13 protein-coding genes are annotated in these 16,652 nt (G+C 41.0%); 10 read left to right on the forward strand and 3 right to left on the reverse strand.

Features of this window, described 5'->3' with window-relative positions; genetic code table 11:
* Positions 1-495 precede the first annotated feature (495 nt).
* Complete coding sequence (locus FCS21_RS03965; protein ID WP_138620691.1) at positions 496-2,823, reverse strand: TonB-dependent receptor; 2,328 nt, start codon at positions 2,821-2,823, stop codon at positions 496-498.
* Between the two features lie 284 nt (positions 2,824-3,107).
* The gene (locus tag FCS21_RS03970; protein WP_138620692.1) at positions 3,108-3,932 is read right to left on the reverse strand and encodes an SDR family NAD(P)-dependent oxidoreductase; all 825 of its coding nucleotides are present in this window, start codon (positions 3,930-3,932) and stop codon (positions 3,108-3,110) included.
* Between the two features lie 277 nt (positions 3,933-4,209).
* Between FCS21_RS03970 and FCS21_RS03975 the strand changes: the two genes are divergently transcribed.
* From FCS21_RS03975 to FCS21_RS04000, 6 genes are all read left to right on the forward strand, one after another.
* Positions 4,210-5,430 (forward strand): acyl-CoA dehydrogenase family protein, encoded by a 1,221-nt coding sequence (locus FCS21_RS03975; protein ID WP_138620693.1) that lies wholly within the window; start codon positions 4,210-4,212, stop codon positions 5,428-5,430.
* A 14-nt stretch (positions 5,431-5,444) separates the two neighbouring features.
* Positions 5,445-6,530: a ferredoxin--NADP reductase gene (locus FCS21_RS03980; protein ID WP_138620694.1), complete on the forward strand. Its 1,086-nt coding sequence runs from the start codon at positions 5,445-5,447 to the stop codon at positions 6,528-6,530.
* A 97-nt stretch (positions 6,531-6,627) separates the two neighbouring features.
* A complete protein-coding gene (locus FCS21_RS03985; RefSeq protein ID WP_138620695.1) occupies positions 6,628-7,398 on the forward strand; it encodes an SDR family NAD(P)-dependent oxidoreductase in 771 nt (256 codons plus the stop codon).
* A gap of 10 nt (positions 7,399-7,408) precedes the next feature.
* Positions 7,409-8,500, forward strand: coding sequence for an alkene reductase (locus FCS21_RS03990; protein WP_138620696.1), 1,092 nt, complete (start codon positions 7,409-7,411; stop codon positions 8,498-8,500).
* A gap of 229 nt (positions 8,501-8,729) precedes the next feature.
* The gene (locus FCS21_RS03995) at positions 8,730-9,890 is read left to right on the forward strand and encodes a helix-turn-helix transcriptional regulator (RefSeq protein ID WP_138620697.1); all 1,161 of its coding nucleotides are present in this window, start codon (positions 8,730-8,732) and stop codon (positions 9,888-9,890) included.
* Between the two features lie 621 nt (positions 9,891-10,511).
* A complete protein-coding gene (locus tag FCS21_RS04000; protein WP_138620698.1) occupies positions 10,512-11,858 on the forward strand; it encodes a Fic family protein in 1,347 nt (448 codons plus the stop codon).
* 382 nt (positions 11,859-12,240) lie between these two features.
* Here the strand turns inward: FCS21_RS04000 and FCS21_RS04005 are convergent, their stop codons facing one another.
* On the reverse strand, positions 12,241-13,026 hold the full coding sequence (locus FCS21_RS04005) for an enoyl-CoA hydratase (RefSeq protein WP_138620699.1): 786 nt from the start codon (positions 13,024-13,026) through the stop codon (positions 12,241-12,243).
* A 192-nt stretch (positions 13,027-13,218) separates the two neighbouring features.
* Here FCS21_RS04005 and FCS21_RS04010 point away from each other — a divergent pair, with 192 nt between their 5' ends.
* The 4 genes from FCS21_RS04010 to FCS21_RS04025 are packed head-to-tail and all read left to right on the forward strand — an operon-like array spanning position 13,219 to position 16,635.
* On the forward strand, positions 13,219-14,004 hold the full coding sequence (locus FCS21_RS04010; RefSeq protein WP_138620700.1) for an SDR family oxidoreductase: 786 nt from the start codon (positions 13,219-13,221) through the stop codon (positions 14,002-14,004).
* Positions 14,005-14,055: 51 nt separating this feature from the next.
* Positions 14,056-15,066: an OB-fold domain-containing protein gene (locus FCS21_RS04015; RefSeq protein WP_187695294.1), complete on the forward strand. Its 1,011-nt coding sequence runs from the start codon at positions 14,056-14,058 to the stop codon at positions 15,064-15,066.
* Positions 15,066-16,199 carry an acyl-CoA dehydrogenase family protein gene (locus FCS21_RS04020; RefSeq protein WP_138620701.1) on the forward strand — a complete coding sequence of 378 codons (1,134 nt, stop codon included), beginning with the start codon at positions 15,066-15,068 and terminating at the stop codon, positions 16,197-16,199. Before FCS21_RS04015 ends, FCS21_RS04020 begins: the two co-directional genes overlap by 1 nt.
* Positions 16,171-16,635, forward strand: coding sequence for a MaoC family dehydratase (locus tag FCS21_RS04025; protein WP_246046986.1), 465 nt, complete (start codon positions 16,171-16,173; stop codon positions 16,633-16,635). Before FCS21_RS04020 ends, FCS21_RS04025 begins: the two co-directional genes overlap by 29 nt.
* Positions 16,636-16,652 lie beyond the last annotated feature (17 nt).

Raw genomic sequence — 16,652 nt, forward strand, 5'->3', positions numbered from 1 at the left:
CGTCCTTTCATTTTACTTTCGTTTCATTGTTATTATGGGTATTAAAATTTTACGTTAAGTGGGCGTATATTGTCTGGTGCTATTGTATAGCCTAATTGTTATGGAGACTCTTTGGTTGAACATATATCAGTTGTTGAAGATAAATTACGTCAAACGGTTAGCACCTCATTAGAAATCATGGCGGATAAGTAAGGTTAGCAACTTCATTTACTGCGAGCTCAATTACTGGTGCTTCGAGTCATGCTTCATCAAGTAAACTTCACGCATCAGCTTCAACACGGGTATCATTTTTATTAAAATTTTTTAGTAGTGTTATTTTACGGTCTAATGATATTTAGAGAATGACAGTACTTTAATTGATTACTGACTCAGCGAAAATGTTTATTTTAAGCTGTAAGGTTAAAAGGGTTGTTGAAAGTGGGCGAAAAAAATGCCGAACAGTTATTACCCGTTCGGCATTTATCATTTATTTTATTGTTTTTTAATGAAGGTTAACTAAAACTCAAAGCTAACATCTACGCCATAAGTTGCTGGAGCACCGTAGGTTTGTGCATTATACATACCGAAATTAGCACCATGGACTACGTAATCTTCATCGGCAATGTTTTTGCCCCAAAGCGATACTTTAAGACTTGAACGGTCGCCAACTTGGATATCAGATAACGTTAAACGGGCATTAAGTAGTTCATAGCTATCACCGATTAGACTTGGATCTGTTAAATTATACTGAAATTCATCAACCATGACATAGTCGGTATGTAAAGTAAGATCACCAAACTCTAATTCAGCTATTGTCCAGCTCATGGCTAAAGATGCTGAGTAATTGCTTGTATCAGATATGTCATCTTCAGAGTAATCAGTATCTATATAACCGAAGCTGGCGGTGAAAAATAGACTGTCAGTGGCGGCAAAATTGGCATCTACTTCAAAGCCAATACTCTTTGATTTACCGGTATTAATTGAACGACGAACTCTATCCTGACCTATTACAGTCTTTTGTAGGTTAGTATTGTCATTTAAAAATACAGCGGAGTTAAGCATTAAGCGGTCTTCAAATAGCATGGCTTTAACACCAAACTCATAAGCAGTGGTATCTTCAGGATCAGCAGGTGTAAGCGAACCTTCGTAATTAGCTTGCCCTTGGTTTGCAGGGTCAAGGTAAGCAAACCTTTCTACTGCACCTGGGTTATAAACACCTGCGGCATAACCTTGTGAGATACTGGTATAAACTGTTAGGTTTTGGTCGAATACATAATTAAATAATAATGAGCCGACTGTTTTTGACCAATCTTCTTTTGCCGTAATGTCTTCTCTTAACATAGCATCATTTGCGGCACGCTGAGTTAATGATCTTTCATCTTCGGTGTAGCGTATGCCGGCAACAACATTAAGTTCATCAGTTAATTTGTAATCAACATTAAAGAATAACGCAGTAGAATCGGCCGTTACACTATAGAATGTCCCCCAAGGTAATGGGTCGGTGAATAAAAGGTTAGCAGTAGCTGATGCTGGAATGCTTATACTCCACGGGTTATCTTCTTCACCTTCTTCAGTGAAGTAGTAATAACCTGCTACATATTTTAAATCACCTCCTAAGAATTCACCTAACAGTTGAAACTCTTGTGATGTTTGGTTTTGAGACTTTGTCCCTGTATAGTGAAAAGCAGGAATAGCGATAGTGTCAGAATTGTCATAGGCGGTTGCAAAATAAGCGCCGCCATCGGTATCCGCCCCTTCATTCAAATCTGAATCGTAACTACGATAAGAGCTAATAGATTTAAGCGTATGATTGTCAGAAAAGTCCCATTCAAAGGTTAGGTTGTGACCTTCAATATCAACATATTCACGACCTTGATTATCTAATTCAAATTCGGTTTGACGGCTTGAGTCATGTTCATTAGCTGCCATCATGGCAAAGACATTACCCGCATAGGGTTTTCCTGTCGCGACATTGACCGTTGTAGAGGCATTAGTAAATTGCGGGCGTACATTACTTATTTGTACGGGAATAGATACCGAGCTGCCATCGGTATTATCATAGCTGTAATCTACCGTAAAAGTTTCACCGGCATAACGCAGTGCTACACGCACTGCATCAACCTCTTCAGCGCCCAAATCTTTTTCCTTTGCTCCTGCAAAGGTATTGGTTGCCCAGCCGTCATGACCCCCGGTCATATAAGTGAGTCGTGCCGTTAAGTTACCGAAAGCGCCAGTATCAATAGAGGTTGTTGAGTTAAATTCGTTATTTGAACCCACAGTAAATTTTTGTTTAAATTCAAAATCATCAGACGGCTTAGTGGTCACTAAATTCAACGCACCACCGGTGGTGTTTTTACCCCAAAGTGTTCCTTGTGGGCCACGTAAAACTTCCATACGCTCTAAATCAACAATATTAAAAATAGCGCCGGCGTTACGGGCTAAATAAACACCATCTAAATAAATACCCACCTTAGGGTCAATAGCTAAGGAAGGCTCTGCTGTGCCTAAACCTCGAATATTCATCCCCACGTTAAAGGCACTACCAATGGGGGCAAAAACTTGCAGGTTAGGTGAGAGGCTATTTACATCACTGATGTTTTCAATACCACGATTTTCAAGTGACTCAGCGTTAAAGGCAGTAATGGCAATGGGTGTTTCTTGCAATGTACTAACACGTTTTTGCGCAGTAACAGAAATACGTTCAACACCTTTACTGTGATCCTCTGTTACTGCAGCTTGTTCTTCGGCCGCCAATACCTGACCAGAAATAGCGCATGCAACAGCAAAAGCTAAGGGTTTAATTCTTATATTGGATGCTAACTTATTATTATCATTAATATTCATGCCAGTTCCTATGATGGGTCTAATTATTTTATTTTTAGTTCTAAGCATTTTGTTGTTACAACGTTCCTTTTTAGTAGTTAAAATTATTTTATAAAAAGGTAAATACTTAAAAATTTTTATTTACACTGTTGTTTTTTTAACGCCTAATTTTTAAACGCCTATTGAAAGTATCGAGAAGTGATGGTTTGAGCATCACGCATTTGGACTAGTAGTAAATAGTGGTAAATAATTCCATCAAAATAGAGCTGTTGCTCTTAACCTAGCAAGAGCAACAAAGCCTAGAGTTAGCCGTTAATAGCTTTTTCAATAGCCAAGGCTTGCGCATTGATGGTACGCATTTGATAATTTTTAGCACTAGCATCTGTTGCTAGCCATACTAAAACAGCAGCAGGTACCTCAGGTGCAGCACTACAATTGCTCAAAGCTAAAACGCCTTTATCGCCAATAGTCGCTTGTAATGTTTCAGTAAGCGTGACGCCAGGGTTAACAGTGAATGCTTGTATTCCTTGGTCGCCTAGTTCTCGACTTAGTACGCCAGACAAACGAGAGACTGCCGCTTTACCCGCACCATAGCCATAGCCCCATCCACCCTTATTTGCTGCAAAAGGAGGATCCATTTCTCCAGCACCAGAGGTAATATTAATCACCACCCCTTCGCCTTGTTCGAGCATGGTAGGCATCAATTTACGCGTTAATATGAAGGGAGCTAAAAGATAGCCTTGAGCGACACGCTGAAGAGTTTCAGGTTGCAACTCCATGAAGGTATGATTAATATCAGCGCCTTGGTAGATAGCATTATTGATTAATACATCCACTCGGCCATAGTGGTCTACTACCTGTTGTGCGGCATTAATCACCGAATCACTATCGAGTAAATCCATGCCTATCACCAACACCTTCGCGCCTAGTTCTTCTGCTGCAGCTGCGGTTGCATTGAGTGAACCAGCAAGTGGTTGACCATCAGCTTTACGGACACTATGGTCGAAAGTGTCACCGCTGGTTACCGTTCTAGCACTAATGGCTATATCAAAACCAGCACCAGCAAAAGCGATGGCCGTCGCTCGTCCAATTCCCCGGCTAGCACCAGTAATAAATGCGATTTTTTTCATTACAGCCTCATTTTGTTATGTTCAATAATTAATTTAATGAGGTTATTTTAGTCGCTGCTATATCAGCAGCAACCTTTGTTTGGACTAACATCCCTGCTCAGTTAAGGGGTAAATTAATGTTATTCCTCCCATCAAGAGTACTGATAAGGCACCTAATGACTTAGTCCGTATTGACGATGAGGGCGGGCGGGGATTATGAAAATCTCATAGGTAGTTAAGCGGTTGAGTAGTGTTAACCAGCTTGAATAGTAAAATAACCTCACAAAGGATAACTACCATGAGTGTTCCACATAAAATTGATATTACAGGTATCGCTGATGATTTTCTTACACCAGAAGCAACTCGTCTAATAGAAGCTGCAGAACAACTGGTCCCTAATTTACTTGAACGTGCGCAAGCTACCGATGAAGCAGGTAGAATATCTGATGACACGGTAAGAGAAATGACTGATGCAGGTTTGTTCCGTGTTTTACAACCTAAGCGCTGGGGCGGCTATGAACTTGACCCGCGTGTATTTTACATTATTCAAATGACTCTAGCACAAGGTTGTATGTCAACAGCTTGGATATACGGTGTTATTGGTGTGCATAACTGGCAAATAGGATTATTTGATGAAAAAGCACAAGTTGAAGTGTTAGGTGAAGACTCAGCAACATTAATCGCTTCTACTTATATGCCTGTTGGTAAAGTTGAAGCCGTTGATGGTGGCTTTACTTTCTCTGGTCGGTGGGGTTTCTCAAGCGGTGTTGAGCACTGTGAATGGATTTTCTTAGGTGGCTTAGTGCCTAAATCACCTGATAGTAAAGAGTTAGAACATAGAACCTTCTTATTACCTAAGTCAGATTTTGACATTGTAAAAAATTGGGATGTACACGGACTTCGTGGTACAGGTAGTCATGATATTGTTGTCAAAGGTGCTTTTGTCCCTGAGTATCGTACCCATCAAACCAATGATTACAGTGACGCCGCCTGTAAAGGTCGTGCTATTAACGACAATCCTTTATATAAAATTCCCTTTGTACAAATCTTTCAACGAGCAGTCTCTACCGCTTGTATTGGTGCACTTGACGGGGCAATTAAAGGATTTCGTCAACGTTGTGAAGAACATGTTGGCAAGCACGGTGCGAAAACAGCAGAAGATGTCAATGCTCAAATGGCCGTCACCGAAGCCATGATGACGAGCGACCAATTAAAGTTGGTTTTATTTAGAAACTTTGCCGAAGTGGTTAAATACACTAACCGAGGTGAATTAATGCCTGTTGAAGCGCGTCTGTTACATCGAGCACAATCAGCTTCTGTATCTAAGCTAGCAGCAGAAAAAGTGAGTGAGATATTACGTGCTTGTGCCGCTTCTGGCTTATACCGTAGTAATCCCATTGAAAGAACTTTCCGTGATTTACATCAGGCTAGAGGTCATATCGCTAATAATGCTGACGCTTATATGCGTGCACATGGCACTGTGATGTTAGGTTTACCTAATGCAGATCCGTTTGTATAAACTGAGGGGTTTTTATGTCAAGTAGTCGCTATAATAAACTCAAAGTGATTGAAGTAATAAAAGAAACTTCTGATGCGCATTCTATATTGTTTGATTTACCCGCTTCTTTAATTGAGCAATATAGTTACCAGCCAGGGCAGTTTGTTACCTTAAAACTGCCTTACGAAGATGGCTTCTTGCCACGATGTTATTCAATGTCTAGCACTCCGACACTTGATGTTGGGTTAAGAGTGACGGTTAAGCGAGTACCTGACGGGCGTGGGTCCAACTGGATATGCGACAACCTTGTTACTGGTAGTGAAATAGAAGTGATGAGGCCCTCAGGGCTATTTGTCCCCAAAGACCTAGCCGAAGACCACCTGCTATGTGCAGGTGGTAGTGGTGTTACACCAGTACTTTCAATTTTACGTCATGTGTTAACGCATGGTACCGGTAAAGTACGATTTATTTACGCTAATCGTGATGAATCATCGGTTATTTTTAAAGACGTAATAAAAGCGTTATCGGCACAATACCCACAGAGACTTGAAGTTATTCACTTGCTCGATTCACTGCAAGGTATTCCGTCCCTTTCATTATTAACCTCACTGGCTGAGGGGATGCAACAGGGTAGGGCGTTTATTTGTGGCCCTGGCCCTTTCATGGATGCGATGGAAAAGGCTGCTCAACAAGCTAAATTTCCTGATAGCCGTATTCACATTGAACGTTTTGTTAGCGCTGCTCCGGTGAAGTCACCGGCAGTTAACGCAGAACAAATCGCGAGTGTAGAAGCTATCGTGGTAAGTCAAGCACAGCCTACACTTGTTGTTGATAATGCTGATTTACCCAGTGCAACCATATTACTTGAACTCGATGGTGAGCATCATGTTATTTCGTGTGAATCTGGACAGACAGTGCTTGATGCCGCTGAAAAAAACGGTATCGAATTACCTTACTCTTGTCGAGAAGGCATGTGTGCTTCATGTATGTGTGAAGTCATTGAAGGTAATGTCAAACTCAATAATAACGACGTGCTAGATGAAAGAGACCTTGCCAATAACTTAACATTAAGTTGTCAAGCGGTACCACTGACTGCTGAAGTTAAGCTTAAATATACTTAATAAAAACACCTAATATCAACTAAACGCTACCGTGCGTTACAACCACTTCTTCTTCACGTACAGCACTGTTGTACTTTACAGACATAAGGATTAAGCAATGCAATCACGTTTTAAAAACAAAGTCGCTTTCGTTACTGGCGGTGGCAGCGGCATTGGTGCAGCCACCGCACATCGATTAGCGCAAGAAGGGGCCAATGTTATTATTTGTGGTCGTAGCCAAGCGCCATTAGAGGATGTTGTTGAGAGCATTCGCCAGCAGGGCGGCAGCGCTCATGCCGTGCAAGTTGATGTGAGTAATGAAGAGGCATTTGTTGGCGCACTTGAGCAAACAGCAAAGCAGTACGGCGGCTTAGACATCTTGGTTAATAATGCCATGGCTTTCTCTTATGGCAGTATCGAAGAGATGAGCACCCAAGATTGGCACAGCAATTTTAGCACCTCGGTTGATGGTACCTTTTGGGGTACACGTACCGCGATTAAATTAATGAAAGCCAAAGGCGGTGCTATTGTTAATTTAGCCTCTATTTGTGGTGAACTAGGTACGCCAATGATGGCAGGATATAGCGCAGCTAAAGCAGCAGTGATTAATTTTTCACGCGCCGCTGCTGCTGAAGGCGCACCAAATAATATTAGAGTCAATGTTGTTATACCCGCCATTGTCGATACGCCTGCAACAGCAGGCATGCTTAGCGATGACGAAACCCATAAAAAAACCACTCGATTGATCCCCATGGGACGTGTTGGCCGCAGTGATGAACTCGCCAGTGCTATTGCCTTTTTAGCCAGTGATGACGCCTCTTATGTTACTGGTGCTTGCTTGCCTGTTGATGGCGGCCGTGCTGCGGTACTTATTACCGCCATGGATTAAGGAAATTATTATGCTTAACAGTAAAAGTAACACTCAAATAAAAAATAACGCATTACTTACAAGTTGTCAGCTTGGTGATATACAAATGGCTAATCGGGTGGTGATGGCCCCTATGACGCGAAATCGTGCTGAAGCAGATGGTACACCCAACAGTTTAATGCGTGATCATTATAGTCAGCGAGCAACAGCCGGACTTATTGTGGCTGAAGGTACTTGGCCAGTGGCAGCAGGGCAAGCTTATAACCGCCAACCTGGTATTGAAACGCCAAAACATATTCAAGGGTGGCGCGCGGTTACCGACGCAGTTCATCAGCAAGGCGGTAAAATTGTCTTGCAAATCATGCATGCAGGTCGTATTGGCTCTCACCATATCAAAGGGCGTAATGTTGACACGGTAGCTCCTTCTGCTATTAAAGCGCGCGGTGAAGTTTATACCGACAGCGCTGGTATGCAGCCTTTTGATATGCCGACAGAACTGAGTAACGAAGCCGTATGGAAAGTTATTGAAGAGCATCGCCAAGCTGCGGTAAATGCCAAAGCAGCAGGTTTTGATGGCGTAGAATTACACTGCACTAGCGGCTACTTGCCCATGCAATTTCTATGTTCAGACTCAAACCAACGTAGTGATGAATTTGGTGGCAGCGTTCAAGGGCGAGCTAAATTTGCTGCAGAATGTTTACGTACTATGGCAGACGTTTTTGGTGCTGGACGTGTTGGTTTACGAATGAACCCTGGGAATCGTTTTAATGATACTAACGACGAGTTTCCCAAAGAAAGTCATTTGGCATTACTTGACGCTATCGCTGATCTTAATTTAGCCTATTTACATATCATGCGCGCTCCAATAGACAAGATAGACGCTTTTAAAATGGGTCGAACAGCGTTTAAAGGCGCGCTTATTATTAACGACGGATTTAGCCCAGAGTCAGCTGCTGATGCTATTGCCGCAGGACAAGCCGAAGCGGTGTCTTTTGCGAGACACTATGTTGCCAACCCAGATTTAGTTAAACGTATCGAGTCAAACCTAGCATTAACTCAATTTAATCGTGATACGCTTTATACGCCAGGTGCTACTGGTTATACCGACTATGGGTTTATCTAATACTAATAATGTTAACAGCAATACCACTAGGTGTGTAAATTACCAGCAGTATCATTAATACGAATATTAATACGAATATTAATATTAATGAGTGACTTGCAATGCTCGTAAATAAAATAGATAGTGGTATCTGAAACATTAAATGACAGCGTAAGCTTATAATATTTAACTGCTTATTTTTTGTTTTTCTTTAAGCTTCGAATTAAAAAAATAATAATAGGTCGAATATATGTCACCAATAAATATAGCGCTAGAACAATATAATGAGTTAGTTAATTCATTATATGAAGCAGCCAAAGACACCAATACTCAAAGTTGGACCAACCCGCTTAAATTATTACAAACACTGTTTAACGCTAATTACGTCACCTTGATTTTAAAATTACCAGAAGAAGATGACTTAGGATTAATGATTGCCGTAGGCGGCAATTTAGAAGGAGAAGAAAGCGTTCAATATTTACCTTATCAACACAACATCACGCCTTTTTCTGACCAACCTGCAGACACAGTATTAACTGTTAGCGACTTTATGTTTGATGCAGAGTGGCAGGAGAGCTCTTATCGTAAACATTGGTGTGCTGCTAATGACGTTTATCACGTCATGATTGTCGATATTAGTACGCCCGATGTCGGTAATTTACGGTTTAGGGTAACACGAGGCGAGGCTCAAGAAGACTTTTCGGAATCAGATAAAGAGTTTTGCAACTTATTAATACCGCATTTTAGGCGGGCAATTTCTACTTTTTTACAGCTCTACAATGGCGCGTCTATTGGCTCTCTTTATTCTCGTGCTATCGGACGATTATCTATTGCTACCGTAACTATTGATGAACATGGACGGGCACTTGATAAAAATGTTTTCGCTAGTGAAATTCTTGAAGCAGGTGACGGACTTAAAATAATGGCGGGAAAGCTTACCGCACATTATCAAAATGATAATCGTGAGCTCAAACGGCTTATTAAAGTGGCTTTTTCACAAGCCGGAGAACAACAAACGATACCTGAGGCGATGTCTATAACGCGTCCTTCCGGTGAAATTGCACTCGGGGTGGTGATCGAAGTTATTCCTTCTTTGGGCTGGGCCGATGGTCGAGGTCAAAAGAAAGCGGTGGTTTACATACGTGATGCCGTAGGAAAATCAACGACCAGTACCGACATTTCTAAAAAACTCTTTGGTTTGACCCCCGCTGAAACTGCTTTATCATTACAGCTAACTAATGGCTTATCACTTGAAGAGGCGGCAGAAGCACTCAATATTCGTCGCAATACCGCTAGAGCACATCTTCGCTCTATTTTTTCTAAAACAGGCGTGCGCCGACAAACAGAGTTAGTACGCTTGTTTCTCAATAGTGTGGCGGCATTAGGCTACGATGCGAGTAGTAATATATAGTGGTTTGGGTAAGTCGGTGTACTAAGTCGTTTTAACCCATAAAAATAAGCTATGCCTTTAAATAAATATTTTAGGTATGGCTTTTGTCGTTTATCACGCTAGTTATCCCCGTCAAACCTATTAATCTCGAGCTTATCTAGCAACATTTTAACTGGTACACATTAGTCCTGCGTCAGATAATAGAATTGTGCTAAATTTCATCAGGGTTCTATGGTGCTATGGCGCTTCGGGGCACAAAGTGCCCTAGAGTTTATGTTCGCCTTTTGCTACCTCAATAACAAACAGAAAAATACGTGTTTCTTAATTAAGCCACCTATCAATGGGGCTCAAAATCCCAGATGAATGCTGGCTAATGTTACTTGAACACTTCTCTTTGCACCTCGCTGGTCTTCAGTGAAAGCGACTTCAGTAAACTTTTTATGGGTATCTAACAATGAAAAGTATGGCTCTGGTTTGTAAAAATAACCCACGTTCAGAGGCTAGCACCTCGTGGTGAGTCATTGTGTCTATACATTACATTTCTTCCGACACCTCTATAAAACTCAAAATTAAAAATTTGCGTTAAGCGGAGGTTATGGCCTACTTTAATTATATAAAACGCATATAATTAAAGTAGGGAACATGGCTAAGCCTAGAGTAGAAAAAGCTCCTAAATTAAAATTTCCTGAAGATTTTGAACTGATAACTCCTTTTCTTAATGAATATGATGTCACTGATAATGAAGGTAAATATCTTCATTGGAGCCAACTTAAGTGGAGAGTGCCTAAGGCGGATGCTGAAAATATATGGAAAACTGTAAAATTCAAAAGAATGTCACAGTACAAAGCACTTCCTATTAAAAGTGAAGATAACGAACCTTTTCTATATTGTACTCCCCATTCTATGGAAGCTTTGCTGTATCAACTAGTAAAAATAGCAGGTGGTAATGTAGGAGCAATATCTGACAGTGCGGCTAGCGATAATTTACAAAGTAAATTTTTAGTTTCATCTTTAATTATGGAAGAAGCGATTACAAGTGCGCAGCTTGAAGGAGCCTCTACGGCTCGTGAAGTAGCTAAAAAAATGTTGGAAGATGAAAGAGAGCCGATAGATGAAGATGAGAGAATGATATTAAATAATTATCTTCTATTGAGGTTTGCGGAACAAAATAAAAAAGAGAAGTTAACTTTAGATCTTATTTTAGAGTTTCATCGGATAGCCACAAAAGGCACTACTGAGAATAATGTTATTCCAGGAGAGTTTAGAGAAGCGAATAATATATATATAGAAGATGGCGATGGGAATATTGCCCATCAACCACCTCATTTTAATTTGATTGACGAAAGGCTTAAGAAACTAGGTGACTTTGCTAATGAAGACCATACTGGTTTGAATGGCTGTGATTTTGTTCATCCAATTATTAAAGCAATAATCCTTCACTTTATGATGGGTTATGAACACCCATTTAGAGATGGAAACGGTAGAGTAGCAAGAGCATTATTTTATTGGTTCATGCTTAAAAGTGAATATACTCTATTTAAATTTGTTTCTATTAGTAAGCTATTAAAAGAAAAGCCAAAAGAGTACGGAATGTCTTATATGTACACCGAAAAAGACTCTAATGATTTAACTTATTTCATTTATTTTCAATTAGATATTATCCTTCATGCTTTTGATGAATTGAAATCATACTTAGGTAATAAGACCAATGAGTTTAAGAAAATTGCTGAGATATTAGAGAAGACCACCTGGGGTAGTAAACTTAATTTCATTCAAAAAGATTTAATAAAAAAGGCAGTTAAAGAGCCCGGTAGGATATTTAGTGCTAAAGAGGTTTCCAACTCTTATACTATTTCTGCAAACACAGCTAGAGCGTATTTAGCAAAGTTGGCTGAGCTTAAATTATTCCTCACAACCAAAGATGGTAAAACCCTAATATATATAGCCCCTTCCGATTTGCTTTCTAAACTAAATAGCGGAAAGGTATAACAAGACGTTCAACCGGCGGAAGATTACGCATAACGGTTGGCTTTTTTTTGCAAAAGAAAAACCGCAAAAACAAAGCCAACCTACGCGCTAGTTAACAAGGGCGTTATCGATACCAAAATATAATGTCTCCATTGCGCACAAAGTGTTCATTAATATTTAGATGATGCATATAGCTTAGGTTGCGCATAGAACTATCGACATTTAGCTCTACTGTGTTTATAGGTAGTAAACTAAAAAAATCCAATATAATAAAAGACAAAAAAAAGCCAGCATGACGCTGGCGAAAAGCAAACTAGGGAGTTAGGGGTATCAACTTAACTTATGTTGATTCATTCATTAATTTAGTACAAAGCAGTAAATAAAAACAAGTTACTGATTTTTATTATTTTCCTTTAAACTCTGGATGACGTTTTTGTAAGAACGCTGCCATACCTTCGCGTTGATCTTGCGAGGCAAATAATAATGCATTAGCCTTGCGCTCTAATGCCATTGCACTAGCAAGTGGCGCATCCATCCCCGCCAGAATAACTTCTTTAATTTGCTCTGCTGCTAACGGCGGCATTCGCGCTATTCTTCGGCAATTGGCTAATGCTTGTTTATAGACGTCTTCATCTTCGCACAGTTCACTAACTAAGCCAGCAACCCAAGCATCGTGTGCACTAATAGGTTTACCAGTAAGTGCCATTTGCATTGCTTTGGCCTTACCTACCGCGCGAACTAACCGTTGTGTTCCGCCAATACCAGGCATAATGCCAATGGAGATTTCTGGTTGGCAAAAACTAGCACTTTTGCCGGCAATAATAATGTCGGCGAGCATGGCAAGTTCGCAACCACCGCCATAGGCATAGCCGCAAACCGCCGCGATAACCGGTTTAGGGTATTGTTCAATAGGTGCCCATAAACGTTCGGTATGACGCTGATAAATTTCAATCGGATCTGCATCTATTAGCCCCGTTATATCACCGCCTGCGGCAAATACTTTGTCACCGCCAGTTAATAATACACAGCGAATATCATCATTACTGGCTAATTCAGTAAAATATTTAGATAACAGCGTTTGTAGTTCCAAACTTAAGGCATTAGTTGCATGCGGTCGGTTTAAGCGCAACTCTGCCACGCCCTCTTCAGGAAAGCTTAACAGTACGCTAGGTTCATTTTTATCCGTCATTATTTTCTCCAAAACATTTACTTGTAACATACTGACTGGAATAACAATTTTTTTCAGCACAGTACAAAGCTAATATTTGTGCATTATCACTGTTTGCACATCGCACCAGCATCGTCCATTTAGACGAAGCTGTTTATCTAAAGCTCAATGTACACTGTTTTCATGGAATTAATTTTATGATGAGGCTGAGCTATGCTCCCTAGTGAAAAATATAAAGGTAAAGTGGTACTAGTAACTGGCGGCACCAAAGGTATTGGTTTGGGTATTGCTAAAGGTTTTTTATCGGCAGGTGCTACTGTTGTTGTTTGTGGTCGTCAAACGGTTGAGGCACTGCCGCAGGTCACCGTAGCCGGAGAAGTTAAGCAAGCTCACTTTATACAAGCCGATGTCAAAGACATAGACAGTACTGCCGAGATGTTCAGCGCAATAGTGCAAAAGTATGGCACGTTAGATGTGCTAATTAACAATGCCGGTGGCAGTCCTTTTGCGTTAGCTGATAAAGCCTCACCTCGTTTTCATGAAGCGATTCTCAAGCTTAACTTGATTGCTCCGTTAAATGTGGCGCAGCAAGCCAATCAAATTATGCAAGAAAATAATGCTGGCTGTATTATTTTTATTAGCAGTATCAGTGCAATGCGTGCTTCACCGGGCACAGCAGCTTACGGTGCGGCTAAAGCTGGTGTTTTATCCTTAGTTAAATCATTAGCCGTTGAGTGGGCACCTAAAGTGCGTATTGCCGCGGTAAGTCCTGGTTTGGTAAAAACAGAGAATTCGCATCTTCATTATGGTGATGATGAGGGCATTGCCGCTGTTAGTGCAACTATCCCTGCTGGTCGTATGGCAGAGCCTGAAGACATTGCTAATGCTTGTCTATTTTTAGCTTCACCAGAAGCGAGTTATACCAGTGGTTGTAATTTACTGATAAATGGCGGTGGTGAAATGCCCGCTTTTCTCAATGCTAGCGAAGAAAGTAAATAGTTATTTTCTTTCAAATTATAGATTTATCTTGATAAGTGTAGGAGACGAACATTGGCTAAATATGAATGGTTATCCGAAATAGAAGCGATGGTAGGGCGACAATATGGTCGTATCTACGCGTGGGACAGAATTAATGAAGCCATGGTTAGACAATGGTGCGAAATAATGGGGGTGGATAATCCACTTTATACCGACGCCGAATACGCAGCAACGACAGAACATGGTCAGTTAGTTGCGCCGCCAGCAATGCTACAAGGTTGGTGTTTGGCAGGTTTTGGTGATAAAAAATTGGCACCAGGCTCTACCGATGAAAACCCTTATGGCGTTCTTGAAGTGCTTGAAAAGCATGGTTACCCAGCGGTGGTAGCGGTTAACTCAAACTTAACCTTTGATCGTTACATAACAATGGGTGAGAAACTTTATTACACCACGGTTTTAGATAGCGTGAGTGAAGAGAAAACAACGGCGCTTGGTACCGGTTTTTTTGTGACATTAAAGATGACTTATTTCTCTGAACAGCCTGAAGGCCTAGAGGATGAAAAAGTTGGTGACATGATGTTTCGCGTCATTAAATTCAAGCCGGCTCAAAAAGCAGATCAAAAATCAGAACAAAAAAAAGACAAAACAGAAGTTAACAAAGAGGCAGCAGTACGTAAACGTCCTAAGCCTGCAATCAGTGATGATAACCGCTTTTTCTGGGAAGGTTTTGCAGAGAATGAACTGCGTATTCAAGCATGTAACCGCTGTAAAAAGTTACAACACCCACCAGCACCAGTGTGCATGCACTGTCATACCTTCGATTTAGGGTACCAAGTTGCCAGTGGTAAAGGCGAGTTATATTCATTCGTTGTTATGCATTACCCACATGTAGCACCATTTGATAGCCCAAACCCAATTGGTCTTATTGAATTAGAAGAAGGTGTTCGTATCCCTGCTGGTTTAATCGGTCTTGAGGAAGGTGAATCGCCGAAAATAGGCCAAAAAGTGCAAGTGGAATTTCACACCTTTGATGGTGAATTAACCTTGCCGCAATTTAGACTTGTACCTACTAAGGAGTCGTAATGGATTTCAATCTAACAGAAGAGCAGTCGGCTATTGCTGACATGGCGAAGAGCCTTTTTACCGATACTTGTACTGACGAGTTTCTTCGAAATTACGATGAGGCTGGTCAAGGCACTATGTCTGACTTATGGAAGGCTTGTATCGACACGGGACTACAAGGGGTTATTATCCCTGAAGCCATCGGTGGTATTGATTTAGGTATGACTGAGCTCAGTCTGGTTCTGCAAGCACAAGGTGGCGCATTAGGACAAGTACCACTGTGGCGACATCAAGTCGCTGCTACTGCCATTGCTAAGTTTGGACACGCAGAACTTATCTCAACGGCAGAAGCCGCAGCAGCAGGCACTAACTTGTTAACCTTGGCTTTTAATCTAGTTAATAACTTCAGTGAAGCGCAAGTCAGCGTTGAACACACCCATAACCAATTAACAATTAACGGCTTAATTCAGTCTGTTGCGGTTGCCGGTTTAGCTGATTATGTATTAGTGCCGTTAGCGCTAGACAATGAAACACGTTGGGCATTATTGGCGAGTAACACTGAAGGTTTATCGCTTGTTGAAGGACAAATGACCCAAGGTGAAGAAGTTGCTGATTTACATTTTAATAATGTGGTTATTTCAGCAACATCATTACTTGAACCTGGCGCAAATCATTGGTTAGTACCACGTATTCTTGCTTCATTAGCGTCTTTGCAATTAGGCGTAAGTGACGTTCAAATTGCTAAAACGGTTGAGTATGTGAGTGAACGTAAGCAATTTGAGCGCGCTATAGGTAGTTTTCAAGCGGTACAAATGACCATGGCAGACGCTAAAATTGCTCTAGAAGCATTACGCAGTAGTGTATGGCAACTTTGTTACCGCATTGATAACGATTTGGGTTGTGAACATGAAGCGTTTGCCACGGCTTGGCAAGCTTGTGAAGCGGGCCATGCTATTGGTCATAAAGCGCAACATGTTCATGGTGGTTTTGGTGTTGATGTGAGTTACATCATTTACAGATACCTCTATTGGAGTCGTGCAATTAGCTTAAATTTAGGCGGCAGTCCCGCACTATTAGCGAAACTTGGCGATGCGTTGGCCCAAAACGATAAGCTTGGCTGGAAATATGACCTGGATGAAAATTATGCAATCTAAGCAAAATAAAAACGTGCAAACTAACACCAAAACAAAGCAATTTGATGACGTTCAGGTAGGCGATAAGTTACCTGAAAAGTCTATCCCAATTACGGTAGCGCTAATCTCTAATGGTGCGTTAGCAACCCGTGACTTTTTCCCGGGCCACCACGATAAAGATGCGGCAATTGCACTAGGCTCACCACATATCTTTATGAATATTTTAACCACTAATGGTTTAGTTCAAGGATTTGTTGAAGCTTGGAGCGGCCCACAAAGCATTATCGAAAACATAGATATTAAACTAGGCATGCCTAATTACCCTGGTGATACCATGGTATTTATGGGAGAAGTTACCGCTAAAAACCCTGATAATCGCACTATTGAGGTCGGTTTAGCAGGTAAAAATCAATACGGCATGCATGTCACTGGCACAGTACGATTGGTATTGCCATAACACTTAGGAGAGACAAG

Source organism: Colwellia ponticola (genome assembly GCF_005885605.1).
In the GTDB taxonomy this organism is placed as follows: domain Bacteria; phylum Pseudomonadota; class Gammaproteobacteria; order Enterobacterales; family Alteromonadaceae; genus Colwellia; species Colwellia ponticola.

Excerpts from the sequence above, each read along its gene's own strand:
- FCS21_RS04010 (WP_138620700.1), top strand. The coding sequence starts at position 13,219 with ATGCTCCCTAGTGAAAAATATAAAGGTAAAGTGGTACTAGTAACTGGC.
- FCS21_RS03975 (WP_138620693.1), top strand. The coding sequence starts at position 4,210 with ATGAGTGTTCCACATAAAATTGATATTACAGGTATCGCTGATGATTTT.
- FCS21_RS03965 (WP_138620691.1), bottom strand. The coding sequence starts at position 2,823 with ATGAATATTAATGATAATAATAAGTTAGCATCCAATATAAGAATTAAA.
- FCS21_RS04020 (WP_138620701.1), top strand. The coding sequence starts at position 15,066 with ATGGATTTCAATCTAACAGAAGAGCAGTCGGCTATTGCTGACATGGCG.
- FCS21_RS03985 (WP_138620695.1), top strand. The coding sequence starts at position 6,628 with ATGCAATCACGTTTTAAAAACAAAGTCGCTTTCGTTACTGGCGGTGGC.
- FCS21_RS04000 (WP_138620698.1), top strand. The coding sequence starts at position 10,512 with ATGGCTAAGCCTAGAGTAGAAAAAGCTCCTAAATTAAAATTTCCTGAA.
- FCS21_RS03970 (WP_138620692.1), bottom strand. The coding sequence starts at position 3,932 with ATGAAAAAAATCGCATTTATTACTGGTGCTAGCCGGGGAATTGGACGA.
- FCS21_RS04025 (WP_246046986.1), top strand. The coding sequence starts at position 16,171 with ATGACCTGGATGAAAATTATGCAATCTAAGCAAAATAAAAACGTGCAA.
- FCS21_RS03995 (WP_138620697.1), top strand. The coding sequence starts at position 8,730 with ATGTCACCAATAAATATAGCGCTAGAACAATATAATGAGTTAGTTAAT.
- FCS21_RS03980 (WP_138620694.1), top strand. The coding sequence starts at position 5,445 with ATGTCAAGTAGTCGCTATAATAAACTCAAAGTGATTGAAGTAATAAAA.
- FCS21_RS04005 (WP_138620699.1), bottom strand. The coding sequence starts at position 13,026 with ATGACGGATAAAAATGAACCTAGCGTACTGTTAAGCTTTCCTGAAGAG.
- FCS21_RS03990 (WP_138620696.1), top strand. The coding sequence starts at position 7,409 with ATGCTTAACAGTAAAAGTAACACTCAAATAAAAAATAACGCATTACTT.